Origin of the sequence: Fibrobacter sp., from assembly GCF_017551775.1 — a bacterium.
Lineage (GTDB): Bacteria > Fibrobacterota > Fibrobacteria > Fibrobacterales > Fibrobacteraceae > Fibrobacter.
Genome location: NZ_JAFZKX010000033.1, coordinates 1 through 14,169 on the forward strand (window position 1 = coordinate 1; position 14,169 = coordinate 14,169).

At 49.1% G+C, this 14,169-nt stretch carries 10 protein-coding genes and 1 pseudogene; 9 read left to right on the forward strand and 2 right to left on the reverse strand.

Annotated features, from left to right (window positions below):
* The 9 genes from IK012_RS04005 to IK012_RS04045 form a co-directional block, all read left to right on the forward strand.
* On the forward strand, positions 1–105 hold a 105-nt coding region (locus tag IK012_RS04005; protein WP_290950874.1), incomplete at its 5' end, for an IS3 family transposase.
* A gap of 297 nt (positions 106–402) precedes the next feature.
* Positions 403–1,881 carry a ketol-acid reductoisomerase gene (ilvC, locus tag IK012_RS04010; RefSeq protein ID WP_290950848.1) on the forward strand — a complete coding sequence of 493 codons (1,479 nt, stop codon included), beginning with the start codon at positions 403–405 and terminating at the stop codon, positions 1,879–1,881.
* Positions 1,882–2,541: 660 nt separating this feature from the next.
* Complete coding sequence (locus tag IK012_RS04015; RefSeq protein ID WP_290950851.1) at positions 2,542–4,218, forward strand: glycosyl hydrolase family 8; 1,677 nt, start codon at positions 2,542–2,544, stop codon at positions 4,216–4,218.
* 262 nt (positions 4,219–4,480) lie between these two features.
* Entirely contained in the window at positions 4,481–5,965 is a 1,485-nt protein-coding gene (locus tag IK012_RS04020) for a DUF1846 domain-containing protein (protein WP_290950854.1), read from the forward strand.
* A 269-nt stretch (positions 5,966–6,234) separates the two neighbouring features.
* On the forward strand, positions 6,235–7,686 hold the full coding sequence (locus IK012_RS04025; protein ID WP_290950857.1) for an AMP-binding protein: 1,452 nt from the start codon (positions 6,235–6,237) through the stop codon (positions 7,684–7,686).
* A 9-nt stretch (positions 7,687–7,695) separates the two neighbouring features.
* The gene (locus IK012_RS04030; RefSeq protein ID WP_290950860.1) at positions 7,696–8,772 is read left to right on the forward strand and encodes a hypothetical protein; all 1,077 of its coding nucleotides are present in this window, start codon (positions 7,696–7,698) and stop codon (positions 8,770–8,772) included.
* The gene (locus IK012_RS04035; RefSeq protein ID WP_290950862.1) at positions 8,765–9,757 is read left to right on the forward strand and encodes a GNAT family N-acetyltransferase; all 993 of its coding nucleotides are present in this window, start codon (positions 8,765–8,767) and stop codon (positions 9,755–9,757) included. The genes IK012_RS04030 and IK012_RS04035 overlap by 8 nt, the downstream gene beginning before the upstream one ends.
* A gap of 1 nt (position 9,758) precedes the next feature.
* On the forward strand, positions 9,759–11,117 hold the full coding sequence (locus tag IK012_RS04040) for a radical SAM protein (protein ID WP_290950865.1): 1,359 nt from the start codon (positions 9,759–9,761) through the stop codon (positions 11,115–11,117).
* Entirely contained in the window at positions 11,107–12,432 is a 1,326-nt protein-coding gene (locus tag IK012_RS04045; RefSeq protein WP_290950868.1) for a radical SAM protein, read from the forward strand. The genes IK012_RS04040 and IK012_RS04045 overlap by 11 nt, the downstream gene beginning before the upstream one ends.
* Here the strand turns inward: IK012_RS04045 and IK012_RS04050 are convergent.
* Positions 12,425–13,105 carry a hypothetical protein gene (locus IK012_RS04050; protein WP_290950871.1) on the reverse strand — a complete coding sequence of 227 codons (681 nt, stop codon included), beginning with the start codon at positions 13,103–13,105 and terminating at the stop codon, positions 12,425–12,427. The two genes, IK012_RS04045 and IK012_RS04050, sit on opposite strands and share 8 nt — an antisense overlap.
* Before the next feature lie 270 nt (positions 13,106–13,375).
* Positions 13,376–14,169: pseudogene (locus IK012_RS04055) on the reverse strand (molecular chaperone HtpG); the annotation flags it as partial.

A 14,169-nucleotide genomic window follows, 5' to 3' on the forward strand; every position in this document is an offset into this window, starting at 1 on the left:
GAACTGAGAAAATATATTGAATACTACAACAATGACCGGATAAAACTGCGCCTAAACGGAATGAGTCCTGTACAATACCGGACTCATAACGCTGTTTTATCCTAACTTTAAACTGTCCAACTTTTTGGGGTCAGTTCAGGTGAGGGGGTGGCGGAAGACTAGCCTTGGACCCTATCGCTGCGCTCCAGGGTGACAAGAAGGCTAGGCTGCAGACAGGGGGAGACTTCCCCCTTTTTTGTAGTGGATTCTATCGCCAGAGTCTACCCCGCACGAGTTGCGGGGGCCCAGAATGACGTTTTGGGGCGTTTTTACTTACATTTTCTGTTAAATCGGGGCTCTTTGCGGCCGTTTTTTTAACTACATTTTCCGCCGGAACAATTTATTTAACAGAGGTTCAATAATATGAATTATTTCAATTCTATCCCTATGCGTCGCCAACTCGAAGAAATTGGCCACTGCCGTTTCATGGAACATTCTGAATTCAGCCGTGGTGTTGAAGCCCTCAAGGGCAAGAAGATCGTGTTCGTCGGTTGCGGTGCTCAGGGTTTGCACCAGGGTCTTGACCTGCGCGACAGCGGCCTCGACGTTTCTTACACGCTCCGTAAGGAAGCTATCGAACAGAAGCGCCAGTCCTGGAAGAACGCCACCGAAAACGGCTTCAAGGTCGGTACCTACGAAGAAATGATTCCGGATGCAGACCTCGTTTGCAACCTCACACCGGATAAGCAGCACCACAACGTGATCCCGGCTATCATGAAGCTCATGAAGAAGGGCGCCGCCCTCTCTTACAGCCACGGCTTCAACATCGTCGAAGAAGGCCAGGAAATCCGTAAGGACATCACCGTAATCATGGTGGCCCCGAAGGGTCCGGGTTCCGAAGTCCGTAGCGAATACGTTCGCGGTTTCGGTATGCCCTGCCTCATCGCCGTGCACCCGGAAAACGACCCCGAAGGTAAGGGTTGGGACTACGCCAAGGCTTACGCCGCTGGTCTCCATGCCGACCGTCCGGGCGTTCTCGAAAGCTCTTTCGTTGCCGAAGTGAAGTCTGACCTTATGGGCGAACAGACCATCCTCTGCGGTATGCTCCAGACCGGCACCATCCTTTGCTACGACAAGATGGTCAAGGAATTCGGCGTTGAACCGGCTTACGCAGTCAAGCTGCTCCAGTACGGTTGGGAAACCATTTCCGAAGCCCTCAAGCACGGTGGCATCACCAACATGATGGACCGTCTCTCCAACCCGGCCAAGATCCGCGCTACGGAACTCGCCGAGAAGATGAAGAAGATCATGAAGCCGCTCTACCAGGAACACCAGGACAACATCATCTCTGGCAAGTTCTCCAGCACCATGATGGTCGACTGGGAAGCCGGCGACAAGGACCTCCTCAAGTGGCGTGCCGAAACGGGCGAGCTCGAATTCGAAAAGGTCGAAGCTACCGACAAGGCTATTTCCGAACAGGAATACTTCGACCGCGGCGTTCTCATGACCGCCATGATCAAGGCCGGTGTGGAACTCGCTTTCGAAACCATGTGCTCCGTGGGCATCAAGCCGATGAGCGCCTACTACGAATCTCTCCACGAGACTCCGCTCATTGCCAACCTCATCGCTCGTAAGAAGCTGTACGAAATGAACCGCGTGATTAGCGATACCGCTGAATACGGTTGCTACCTGTTCGCCAACAAGTGCGTGCCTCTCCTCGCTGACTTCATGAAGAACGAAGTGAAGAAGGAAGACATCGGCGCTATCTTCGGTGAAGGCAAGACCACCGCCGTCGATAACGAAGAACTCATCAAGGTGAACAAGAACATCCGTCAGCATCCGGTTGAAGAGGTCGGTGCTTGGCTGCGTGACCGCATGTCCGGCATGACCCGCGTCGTGTAACCTTCGCAATACGGCATCACGATTTGGCTCACGTACGTTTTAGTACGCTACGCCAAATCGTTCTTTGTCTTGCTCGGTTCCACTTAGCGGGATAAAGAGTGGTGCTACGGGGGCTCGCGCCTTGTCTTGCTTGATTATCCGACTTTCGCAGATTGGAAAATATTCGCAAAATTTGTGAGCAATAAACCCCGAAGCGAAAGCTCGGGGTTTTTGCGAGAGTGAGGCGATATCGTAGGTACCTATTTGCGGTAGAGCCGAACGGTCTGTTAGTACGCTACGCGCAACCACGCCTAGTTCTGCTCGCTTATACTTAGCGGGACGAAAGTTGTCTAATCTTGATTATCCAACTGTCGATTCGTATCGTGTTACCTCGGTTCCACTTAGCGGGAAGAAGGTCGTCTAATTTTGGTTATCCGACTTTCGAATAGTACGGTTTAGCTTCGTCTGGACTTGCGCTATGCCTATATCCGCTTGAAATTGGCGGAAAACAGCTTGAAGAGCCTGTCGAGTTTGCGCTCGATGGGCTTTTTTTTTGCGTTTTTTGCGTTGTTCTTGCTAACAACGACATTTTCCCGTTATATGACGAAAGGGGAGGGTTTGTTTTTATATTATAAGCGGGTTTGTTATGGATAGGTTATAACATCAGATTGGGAGAACAAAATGAAAAACCTATCCAAAAAAGCGGCCTCAGGGATCGCCGCTATCGCTTACGTTTCACTGCTGAGTGCATCCATTGCCGTTGCAGCTGAATCGCAAATTTACACCGGTACGTTCTTCGATAAGAACGGGTCCTACTTTGGCCCGGATTGCGAAAAGGATGGTTCGCAGAATTCGGGTGCCTACTACACCGGCGATTACACGAGCCCGTTCAAGACGATTCTGGGTAAGACTGACAAGGATATCCAGGACAAGCTTGACGAGCTCTGGAACCACTATTTTGGTGGCCAGAACGACAAGACCGTGTATTACGAGGACCGCGATGGCGGCTACATCGTCGACATCAACAACAACGACATCCGTTCCGAAGGCATGAGCTACGGCATGATGATTGCCGTGCAGACCAACCACAAGGAAGAGTTCGGAAAGCTTTGGAATTGGGCCAAGAGCCACCTGTGGCACGATCCGGCTAGGGGCGGAAACGGCTACTTCTCGTGGCAGGCGAATCGCGACGGTTCCACGCGCGACCAGGGCAACGCTCCGGACGGTGAAATCTACTTCATGATGTCGCTCTTGTTCGCAGCCCACCGCTGGGACGATGCGAACTACATGAAGGATGCGCAGACTATCCTGAAGGCTTGCTGGAAGGGTAACGGCGGTTCCCTGTACAGCGAACAGTCCTATATCGCTACGTTCCAGCCGACCGACGGCAACAACACTTGGGGCGATGCCTCCTACAGCTTGCCCGCATTCGTCGACCTGTTTAGCCGCTGGTCCGATACGAACAACGACAAGTGGCTGAAGGCGACAAAGGCCACTCGCGACCATATCTACAACTCTGCCAACCCGAAGTCGGGCCTGTGCAGCGACTACAGCAACTTCGACGGAACGCCGCACTATGCCTTTAGCGACAACTCCACGAAGTATGCGTTCGATGCCATCCGTTGCCCCATGAACTACGGCATGGACAGCTACCTGTTCGGCGTGGATATGGAACGCCAGACTAAGATTGCGAAGATCCTCACCGACTTCTTTGAAAAAGACAAATACCAGCATGGTCATTTTAACTGGGACGGCACCAGCGGCTATGGCAGCTTCACTATCGGCCAGGCCGGTGCGAATGCCGTGGCTACCTATGCCTTGCTCGAAGAAGATGACTACAAGGATAAAGTCAAGACGGTCTTGCAGAAGGCCTGGGACTCCAAGCCCATTGTGGGTAGCCAGCGCTACTACGACGGCCTGGTCCATTACCTCGCCATGCTCCACTTGACTGGCAACTTTAAGATTTGGAAGCCGAAGCCGCAGGTCGAGAAAAAGACTGTCGACAGCAACGTGTACAACGGCGTTACCTATGACACGGCGACGACAATCAATTCTTTCGAATCCTGCAAACTCTATGAGGTGACGGTGACGGCGAAGAAGCCGGAACAAGATACTTCTATTACGAATCCGGAGAAGATTGCCGCACGCATGGATTTCGCTGGCGTGAAGGTGCTGTCGCACAACGGCTCCATTGTCATTGAAAATGCTCCGATCGGTTCGATGTTTATGGTCACCGACTTGAATGGCCGTGTGCTGAAGGCCTCGAAGACGCAGTCCGCGATGCACGAGATCCGCATTGGCAATAGGGGCGTCATGCTCGTTAAGGTCGGCGGCAATACATATAAAGTTGTAAAGTAGAGTCTGCTCGCGAGCTTTATGCCTCGCGCAAATCTTTTTGCTCCACACATCTAAAAAACAGGACGTTCATTTCGAATGTCCTGTTTCTTTTTCGCATGCTGTCGCCTAATTTCTTGGTGTGTAATGAGTTAGAAAATGCGGGGCTGGCGAGGGTAAATTTTTTTGCAATGGCGTTTCTTGCGGAGGGAATATGGGCACAATCTGTGTGAAATTTTTTTTATTTTTGTGAGGTTGAATTTCAATTAGAATTGGTATAAAGAAGATGTTTAAAGTAGGTTTTGATAACGAAGCGTACCTCAAGACGCAGTCCGAAAAAATTGCCGAGCGCATAGCGAAGTTCGGCGGGAAACTTTACCTGGAATTTGGCGGCAAGCTGTTCGATGACCATCACGCATCCCGCGTGCTGCCTGGCTTCGCGCCCGATAGCAAGATTCGCATGCTTGCGAAAATCAAGGACAAGGCCGAAGTGATTATCGCCATCAACGCCGGCGACATCGAGAAGAACAAGGTCCGCGGTGACCTAGGAATCACTTACGATCAGGATGTGCTCCGCTTGATTGACGCCTTCCGCGGTTATGGCCTGTACGTGAGCTCCGTGGTGCTGACCCGCTGGCAGGAACAGCCGAGCGCCATCGCCTACCAGAAAAAATTGGAAGGACTTGGCCTCAAGGTTTACCGCCATTACCCGATTGCTGGTTACCCGAGCAACATTCCTTTGGTTGTAAGCGACGACGGTTACGGCAAGAATGAATTTGTTGAAACCACCCGCGAACTCGTGGTGGTGACGGCTCCCGGCCCCGGGAGTGGCAAGATGGCTGTTTGCCTTTCGCAGATTTACCACGAAAACAAGCGCGGCGTGAAGGCGGGCTACGCGAAGTTCGAAACGTTCCCGATTTGGAACATCCCGCTGAAGCATCCGGTGAACCTCGCGTACGAGGCTGCTACTGCCGACTTGAACGACGTGAACATGATCGACCCGTTCCACCTGGAAGCTTACGGACAAACTACCATCAACTACAACCGCGATGTGGAAATTTTCCCGGTGCTGAATGCGCTGTTTACCCGCATCATGGGCGAGTCTCCGTACAAGAGCCCCACGGACATGGGCGTGAATATGGCCGGCAATTGCATTATCGACGACGAGGCCGTTTGCGAAGCCGCCAAGCAGGAAATTATCCGCCGTTACTACAACACGCTCTGCGATGTGCGCAAGGGTAACGCCGAGAAGGACCAGGTTTACAAGCAGGAACTCATCATGGAGCAGGCGCAGATCAGTACTGTCGACCGCCCCGTGATTGCGGCTGCCGTGAACCATGCCGAATTGACCGGAGGCCCGGCCGTGGCAATCCAGTTGAATGACGGCGCCATCATTACCGGCAAGACGTCTTCTTTGCTTGGAGCCTCTTCTGCTGCCCTGCTCGACGCTTTGAAGCATCTCGCAAAGATTCCCGATGAAGTGCGCCTGCTTTCGCCGATGGTAATCGAGCCAATTCAGAACTTGAAGACCAAGCGACTCGGTCACAGAAACCCGCGCCTGCACATGGACGAGGCCCTCGTCGCGCTCTCCGTCTGTGCCCTCACGGACTACAACGCAAAAATTGCCCTCGAGAAGTTGTCGGAACTCCGCCACTGCGAAGTGCATTCGAGCGTTATCTTGTCCCAGGTTGACGTGGGCGTGTTCCGCCGCCTCGGTGTGAATCTGACCACGGAACCGAATTATCAAAGCGGCAACCTGTACCACGGTTAAAAAGCCGTCTAAGCTTCGCCTAGCTTCGTACTCGACCCAACTCGCTGTACTTTTGTACGGCTTCGGGGTCTGCGGCCTCGCTTAGCTGCGTTGCAATAATCCTATTGGCCCAGATGCGGGCATGTAAATTGAATAAGGCGTTTTTTCGCCTTATCGCTTTTTTCGGCTTGTCTGTCGCCAAAATTTCCCAAAAGCATTTTTGAGGGGGCGTTTTTTGCTAATATGGTCAAATCTATGGATGATAATAAGTCTGATGGGAAGGTGATTGAATGAGTCGATTATATGATTGCATAAAACGCTACAGCGAAACGTTTCCCGACAATATTTCGTTTACTTTTAGAGAGGGGGAGGCGTACGCTCATATCAGCTATAGTCAACTGTATGAGCATATAAACACGCTTTCGAGTTTCCTGACCGAATATAAGGGCAAGACGATTGCATTGATCGGTAACAACAAACTGGAATATGCAGTTTGCCTGCTTTCTGTTATTTGCAATGTCGGGAACGCGTTCCTGATAGACAAGGAATTGAGCGAAGAAGATGTCGGGAGCGTATTTGCACAAAAAAAGCCGGATTTGGTTGTCGTTGACGACGACCTGGATTTCAAATTTGAAAATTTCGATGTCCTGAAGTTCAGCGCCATAAGGGAAGTTCTAAAAGAAAAGAGGGACTTCTGTTACGATGAAAATTTTTCCGGCGATTTGATTCTACATACTTCCGGCACGACCGGCGTGCCCAAGTGCGTCCGATTGAACGAGCAGAATTATTTCGGCGTCATTCCCGAACTGAACCGCAAGTGGAACGTGACCAGTGAGCAGTCGTGCATGCTGATAATTCCTTTGTACCATATCTATGCCCTGGTGAGCTTGTTCCACGGCCTGTATGCCGGAATCAACAATATCTTGGAATATGATTACAAAAGGCTGAATATCCTGCTGAAAGAAACGAAGCCATGCCTGTTCATGGGCGTTCCCCTGATGTACAATCGCATAAAGGACGCCATTTTCGAGAAGAGCGGGAAAAAAGTCAAGACGGCCATCAAGATTTCCAATGCCTTGCGGAAAATCGGGATTGACGTCCGGAAAAAAATTTTTAAGGAGATTCACGAGTTCTTTGGCGGACGCTACATATTCGGTTGTTCTGCCGGAAGTGTCCTCCCTTACGAAACGAACAAGTTCTTCAACGACGTGGGGCTGCCCGTATACAACGTCTATGGAATGACAGAAACATCCGGGCCGATAGCCATCAATTACCAGAATCATAACGACTACAAGTCGGTCGGTGAAATCTTGGATATCAACCGGGTCGAAATCATAAACAAGGACAGCGAAGGTGTCGGAAGCGTGTTCGTGAAAGGCGGGAATGTATTCTCCGGCTACATCAGGGACGAAAAAAAGGATTACTTCCTGGACGGCTATTTCGATACGGGTGACATCGGATATATAAAGGGCAACAACCTGTATGTTATTGGCCGGAAGAAAAATATCTTGATTGGCGATAACGGGAAAAACATCTCGCCCGAGGAGATAAACAAAAAAATCCTGAAGAATAACAGGATTCATGATTGCAACGTGATAATGGAAAACAACAGGTTGACGGCCATTGTCAACACGGACTTGTCAGAAGATGAATTGAAAAGGTTTATCGCCAAGGTCAATGACAAATTGCCCAAGTACAAGAATATCTACAAGTTCAAGATAACGGATAAGAAGATTAAGTAGGTTAATCTAATGGAAATAATTGAAGCGAATAGTAAAAAACTGAAGAAACTGTATATTGATTTCATATACGAGTTGTATAGGAACGACAAGAATTTTTGCGACATGAACCTGCTGTTCGTAAAGAATTTCTTGTATCAACAGGATTCCTACTCTAAAAGATGTTCCGTAAAGCCGATTATGATTGTAGATGAAGGCGAGGTGAAGCTGGAGGGCATCTATGTCGTTGACGAGACGGATATCATAAAGCTTTCGTTTGTCGAATTTAAGAAGAACGCTTCGAAGTATTTGCAGGAGCTGGTTGCTTATTCGAAGAAGGTTATCAAGGAATATGGCAAGAAGAAGGTTGTCGTCGGGATAAACGGGCAAATCAGCTATGGACTCGGCGTGTTGACGAATGGCTATAACAGAAATTTCGAATTCAATTCAAATTACAATCTGGATTATTATACGCAAGAAATGGACGCTGTTTTCCCGATAGTGAAAAGAGCTTTCTCGTACAACTATGTGGCGACGCATAGCCTTTCGATGTTCGATAACGAAATGCTGAAGCAGGTGTATGACAATTTCCAGTTCAGGTACTTCAATGTCCGCGAATTCAAAAAAGAGATGCTGCTGTTCGGTGAACTTTGCCACGAGTCATTGAAAAAAACGCCGTATTATTCCGAGAAGACTCCCTATGAAATGTATGAGCTGATGAAGCAGATGAAATTCATCTTCAAGAAGGAAGACATCATCTTTGTCCTAAAGGATGGCAAGGAAGTTGGGTTCGTCTATACGCATCCCGACTATGCGGAATTGTTCAACAGGCCGAAGTTGAACTATGTGACATTCTACCTTAAGTATTTATTCAAGAAGACGCATAACGTCATATACAACATTATTGGTGTGTTGCCGGAATATCAGAAGACCGGGCTTGCGATTGCGCTAATCCACAAGTCAATTCTGATGCGGCAGGAAAAGTATCCGGCCGGGGTATCGTCGTTTATATTGGAAGACAATATCCCGTCGACGATGCTTTGCAAAAAGTTATCTACTGGAATCAACAAGGAATTCCATCTTTACGAAATAGAAGGCGAAAATGTATAAGCGGATTGAATCTGCGAAGGATCTTCCCGAAGAATGGGACGTTTTGTGCAAGGACAATATCTATATGTCCAGATCCTTTATGCAGTTTATGGAGAAGGTGAATTACTGCAATCAGTCGTACCACCTTTTTTACAAAGAGGATAAGCTGTATTCCTGTTTCATGATGTTCGAACGGAAGTTCAACCTTTTCATATTTACAAAGTACAAGGTGAATCTTCCGATGAAGTTTGTTTATTTGCCGCTGTCGGTGTCGCACCCGAGCATCGTGTGGAATGAGGACAAAAAGGAAGTGACAGATGTCCTCCATAGAATGAAGGGCATAAAAATCTTAATCAACATCGGCAAGGAAGAACTAGACGGCTTTTCCAAGGGACATTACCTGCCCATTTGCGTTTTGGAAAACAAGTGGAATACGTGGGAAGAATACTTGGGCTCGATGCGGGCGAATTACAGAAGACGCATTTTGCAGGCGCTCAAGAAGGGGGAATGCATTCAGTACGAACTGCTGAAAGACAACAAGGATTTTACGGACGAATGGTACAATCTGTATGAGCAGGTGTTTGACCATTCTGAATATTCCCTCGAAAAACTGACGGCGGATTTTTTCAGGAACGATATTGCGAAAACCGTGCTCCTGAAAATTGACGGCAAGGTGGAAGCGTTTATCCAGCTGATTGAAGACAGAAACAACGACATGCTGATATTCGAATTCTGCGGGTACAATTATGAAATCGGCCACAAGTACGATATCTATTACAACATGATGGCCGAGATCATGAAATACGCTATCAAGCACAAGTTCAAGTATGTGCAATTCGGACAGACCGCCTATGACGCCAAGATGAAATTCGGTGCAAAGATGTACTATAACTACTATTTGCTGTCCCATAGCAATAGAATTTTCAATTGGCTCATAAAAAAGTACAACAATTTCTTGCAATACAAGGTAACAGATTATAGTTTTAACGTATTCAGGGAGGTGTGACATGAAAATAATGCTGGTCAGGCCGAAGCCTCACAAGAATTCCCTCGGACTTGCAGATCTTATGACCTGCGAGCCGATTGAGATGGAATATGTCGCAGCTCTGTGCAAAAGGCTGGGGCACGATGTCGTTCTGGAAGACATGATTCTGGAAAAGAAATCCCTGGATACTCTGGTCAAGGAATTTGGGCCCGACGTAGTGATGTTTACGTCGTACATTACGCATGTCAATGTAATCAAGCACTATTCTGATTTGGTGAAAGGCGTCGACGCTCGGATTGTGACTGTTGTGGGCGGTGTGCATAGCGAGGTGTTGCCGGACGATTTCAAATACAAGAATATTGATTACGTCGTCGGCGTGAACGGCATGCAGAATACCGAGATCCTGCTGAATGCACTCGAAAAAAACGAGAAGCCCTGCTTCAAGCATGGTGAAATCGACAAGACGTATAGGCTCCCGATGCCCGACAGGGAAATCTCGCGAAGGTATCGGAAACATTATGACTATGCGTACCATGTTCCCTGCGCATTGCTGAAGTCTTCCTTCGGTTGCCCTTACAATTGCAAGTTCTGTTTCTGCGTTCAGATTACCCAGAACCAGTACTACGAAAGGGAACTGGAACAGGTAATTGATGAACTGAAACTGATAGAAGAGCCGAACGTATTCATCGTCGACGATAACTTCCTGGTGAACAGGAACAGAATAATCACTTTCTGCAAACTTCTAGACGAAAATAAGATTGACAAAAAATTCATCATATTCGGCAGGGCGGATTTTATCGTCAAGAACCCGGATATGATTGAACTATTGAGCCAGCATGGCCTTGACGCTGTATTTGTTGGAATAGAAAGTTTCAAGCAGAGTGACTTGAATGATTTCAATAAGCGAACGGATGTGGAGACGGGCGAAAAGGCTTCTGATATTTTGTACAAGTATAATGTCGACTTGTATGCCGGCGCAATTGTCGGGCCCGATTGGGACAAAAAGGACTTCAGGAATTTTGCCAAGTGGATTCGGAGAATGCATATCCGGTATGTCAACTTGCAGCCGCTCGTGCCGCTGCCTGCGACGCCGATTTACGATGTCTATAAGGACCAACTTCTGCTGAAACGCGAAGAATACGAAAAATGGGATTTGACGCATCTTGCGATTCTGCCGACGAAGCTTACGCCTTCCCAATATTATTTTGAAATAATCAGGGGCTATTTCAGGACCACGGCCAGCTTCAGCTCGCTAAGGTATATCCGCAAGAAGTGCGGAGTCAAGGTCGAGATAAAATGCTTCCGTGGTGCGATGAAAATGCTGTGGCATTACGTGAAGATGATGTGGGAATACAGAAAGGTGGGTAAGTATGAAAAGTAAGAGAATTCTGCTGATTCAGCCGACCATATACGACAACAATCACCTGCTTGTCAAAAAAGACAAACTGTATTTTATCGGGCTAACGATGCCCCTGCTTGCGGCGGAATGTGGCGATGATTGGGATGTCGAAATTTGCATCGAGACGATTGAGGATATCCCATGGGATACGGATATCGAATTGATTGGCATCGGCAGCATGGGCCATTCGATTATTCGCGGGATAGAAATCGCGAAGGAATTTAAGAAGCGGGGAAAGACCGTCGTCATGGGCGGTTACATGGCGAGTCTCGTTTCGGACGAGGTCAAGCAATACTGCGACTGCATCATGATTGGCGACGCGGAAAGCTACTGGAAAGAGATGCTGAACGACTATCTGAACGGGACGCTCAAGCCGTTCTATACCACGACGGTCGAGAAGCTTTCGACTCCGCTTCCCAGATATGAACTCGTCACGAGCAAAAAGATCGGGGATTTTTTGCCGGTCCAGGCGGGGAGAGGTTGCCCCAACAGGTGCCTGTTCTGTTCGATCGCCTGCCTGTATAAGGGAAAGTACCTGAGAAGGGAAATTCCTGAAGTCATGAGGGACATCAGGAAAGTCAAGGAATTGGGATTCAAGAAGTTTCTCTTGATAGATGACAATATCTTGTCGGATCGAAAGTACACGATGGATTTGTGCAATGAAATCAAGAAACTGCACATGACGTGGTACAGCCAGTGTTCCATCAAGCTTGCCGAAGATCCCGAACTGCTGAAATGCGTTGCCGATAGCGGCTGCATCTGTTTGAGCTTCGGGCTGGAAACGATTACGCCGGGAAACCTCAAGAAGATGAACAAGTCTTGGGAAGACCCGAAGGACTACAGTCGGATGATTCGGACAATCATCGATGCCGGTATTGATGTCGCGACAGAAATGATGATAGGGCTTGAAGACGATACCGTAGAAAGTATAAAGGCTACTGCGAAGTTCGTCATAGACAACAAGGTTACGGCACCCAAGTTCTATATCATCACTCCGGTTCCGGGAACGCCGTTCTTCGAAGAAGTGAAGGACAGCAAGGATCTCGTCAACAAGGACATCTATACCTACAGCCCGTCCGGGCCTGCGGTGAAAAACAGCAAGCATTTGACGGCCCAGGAAATAGACGAAATGTACTGGTGGCTCTATAACGAGGTGTATTCCATCAAGAATATTTATAAGCGCATCGTGTTCAGCAGGAGCTTTGTGCGGCATCCCTTCCGCTCAATGTTTAACCTAGGCGTGAATTTCTTTTATAGGTATCACATCAAGCATAACATAGCGCCGATTATTATTTGAGCGTTCCCAGCAGGGAATCCAGACGGTGCGTCAGCTGGATAGCCCCGAGGTAACTCAGGTGATCATGGTTGTATGCCATTTCGTCGGTGTAGTCGTGGTTTCCCCAGTTGTTCTCGTCCATCAGGACTACGCCCATGGAGGCGACCCTGTCGAGGACTTTCTTGGCCGTGGCGCTTGACGGCCCGTAGGGGCCGACCATGTTCGTTTTGCCGTATCCCGGATGCACGGGGTAGTTTAGTGCGATAATCTTGATTCCGGCCGCGTTGGCCATGTCGATGATATGCTGGAAGCGGGCGAAGTTCTCTCCTACCTTGTAGTCGTCGTAGAGCGCGAACGACGAATCGCCTTCGATGATGGGGTCTTGCCACGATGACGATGGGAGATTGAATTCTTCGCGATAGGGGAGAGTCTCCTTGTTGGCCATTATCGGGCCGTCTATCACTGCGTCGATGAATCCTTCGGGGATGCCGTCTTTCCAGAAATTGTGGTTCTCGTCGTAATGGAAGCCGACGTTCGCGTTGTAGATGTCGTTCCATTCGTGCTCGGGAACGCGCCAGAAGGCGTTGGGGGTGACTTCGACGACGATGAACTTCACGTTCTTGTTATGGTTGAGTATGTAGTTCTGGAACAGGTGGTCTCGTGCCGAGCTATGGAAAAGTCGTAGTCGAACCATATTCGTATGTGAATCTAATTCGCTGCGGATGTCAGTGTAAGGCTCGTACGAGACTGAGTTGGAACAACTGCAAAAAAAGAAAGGATTAGTAAAAGTATAGTCACTGTGAAGCACCCCTCATGAAAGAAAGTAGCAAAAAAGAGGGGCGCGGGTATAGCCCGTGTCCCTTTTTTTGCTGGTCTAGATGGACGGCTTCGCTGTCCGAACCTTGCGCCCATATTTTCGACGCGGAGCGTCTCAGAATATGGAAAAACGTATTTGTGTTTTTCCTTACTTCACGCTGGCGGTCAGCAATTTTGTAATCGCTGCGACGTATTCAGCGGGGTTCGGGAGCGGAGAGCCTTCGGCAAGCAGAGCCTGACCATAGAGGGCCTTCGGCCAATCGCCCAGGTCTTCGTTTGCTTCTGCCTTCTTCTTGAGCATTTCGCAAATCGGGTGCGTCGGGTTAATTTCCAAGATGCGCTTGGACTTCGGCAAGTTCTTCTGGCCCATGGCCTTCATCATGCGTTCCATCTGGGCGCTCATGGCATCTTCGCTAGTCACGAGGCAGCACGGGCTGTCCTTCAGGCGGCTGGACACGCGGACTTCCTTGATGTCTTCGTCCAAAAGCTTCTGCAGGTTTTCGCAGAGACCCTTGAAGATTCCCTTGTTCTCTTCTTCGGCCTTCTTTTCGTCTTCGGTCTTTTCGAAGTCCACGTCGCCGCGGGCGATGTCGTGGAACTTCTTGTCGCCGAATTCCTGGAGGCTAGACATCATGAACTCGTCGATGCCGTCGCTCATGAGCAACACTTCGTAGCCCTTAGCCTTGAAGGCTTCGAGCATCGGGTTAGACTTCACGGCGTTCTTGTCGCCGATGAGGTAGTAGATTTCCTTCTGGCCTTCGGGCATGCGCTTCACGTATTCGTCAAGACCCACGAGGGCGTCACCTTCCGTCTTGGTGCTTTCGAAGCGGAGCAACTTCTTGAGTTCGTCAAGATGTTCCCAGTTCATGTAGAAGCCTTCCTTCAGCACCATGCCGAGTTCGCGCCACCAGGCGTTGTACTTGGCGCTGTCCTTATCGGCCA

Excerpts from the sequence above, each read along its gene's own strand:
- ilvC (WP_290950848.1), top strand. The coding sequence starts at position 403 with ATGAATTATTTCAATTCTATCCCTATGCGTCGCCAACTCGAAGAAATT.
- IK012_RS04015 (WP_290950851.1), top strand. The coding sequence starts at position 2,542 with ATGAAAAACCTATCCAAAAAAGCGGCCTCAGGGATCGCCGCTATCGCT.
- IK012_RS04020 (WP_290950854.1), top strand. The coding sequence starts at position 4,481 with ATGTTTAAAGTAGGTTTTGATAACGAAGCGTACCTCAAGACGCAGTCC.
- IK012_RS04025 (WP_290950857.1), top strand. The coding sequence starts at position 6,235 with ATGAGTCGATTATATGATTGCATAAAACGCTACAGCGAAACGTTTCCC.
- IK012_RS04030 (WP_290950860.1), top strand. The coding sequence starts at position 7,696 with ATGGAAATAATTGAAGCGAATAGTAAAAAACTGAAGAAACTGTATATT.
- IK012_RS04035 (WP_290950862.1), top strand. The coding sequence starts at position 8,765 with ATGTATAAGCGGATTGAATCTGCGAAGGATCTTCCCGAAGAATGGGAC.
- IK012_RS04040 (WP_290950865.1), top strand. The coding sequence starts at position 9,759 with ATGAAAATAATGCTGGTCAGGCCGAAGCCTCACAAGAATTCCCTCGGA.
- IK012_RS04045 (WP_290950868.1), top strand. The coding sequence starts at position 11,107 with ATGAAAAGTAAGAGAATTCTGCTGATTCAGCCGACCATATACGACAAC.
- IK012_RS04050 (WP_290950871.1), bottom strand. The coding sequence starts at position 13,105 with ATGGTTCGACTACGACTTTTCCATAGCTCGGCACGAGACCACCTGTTC.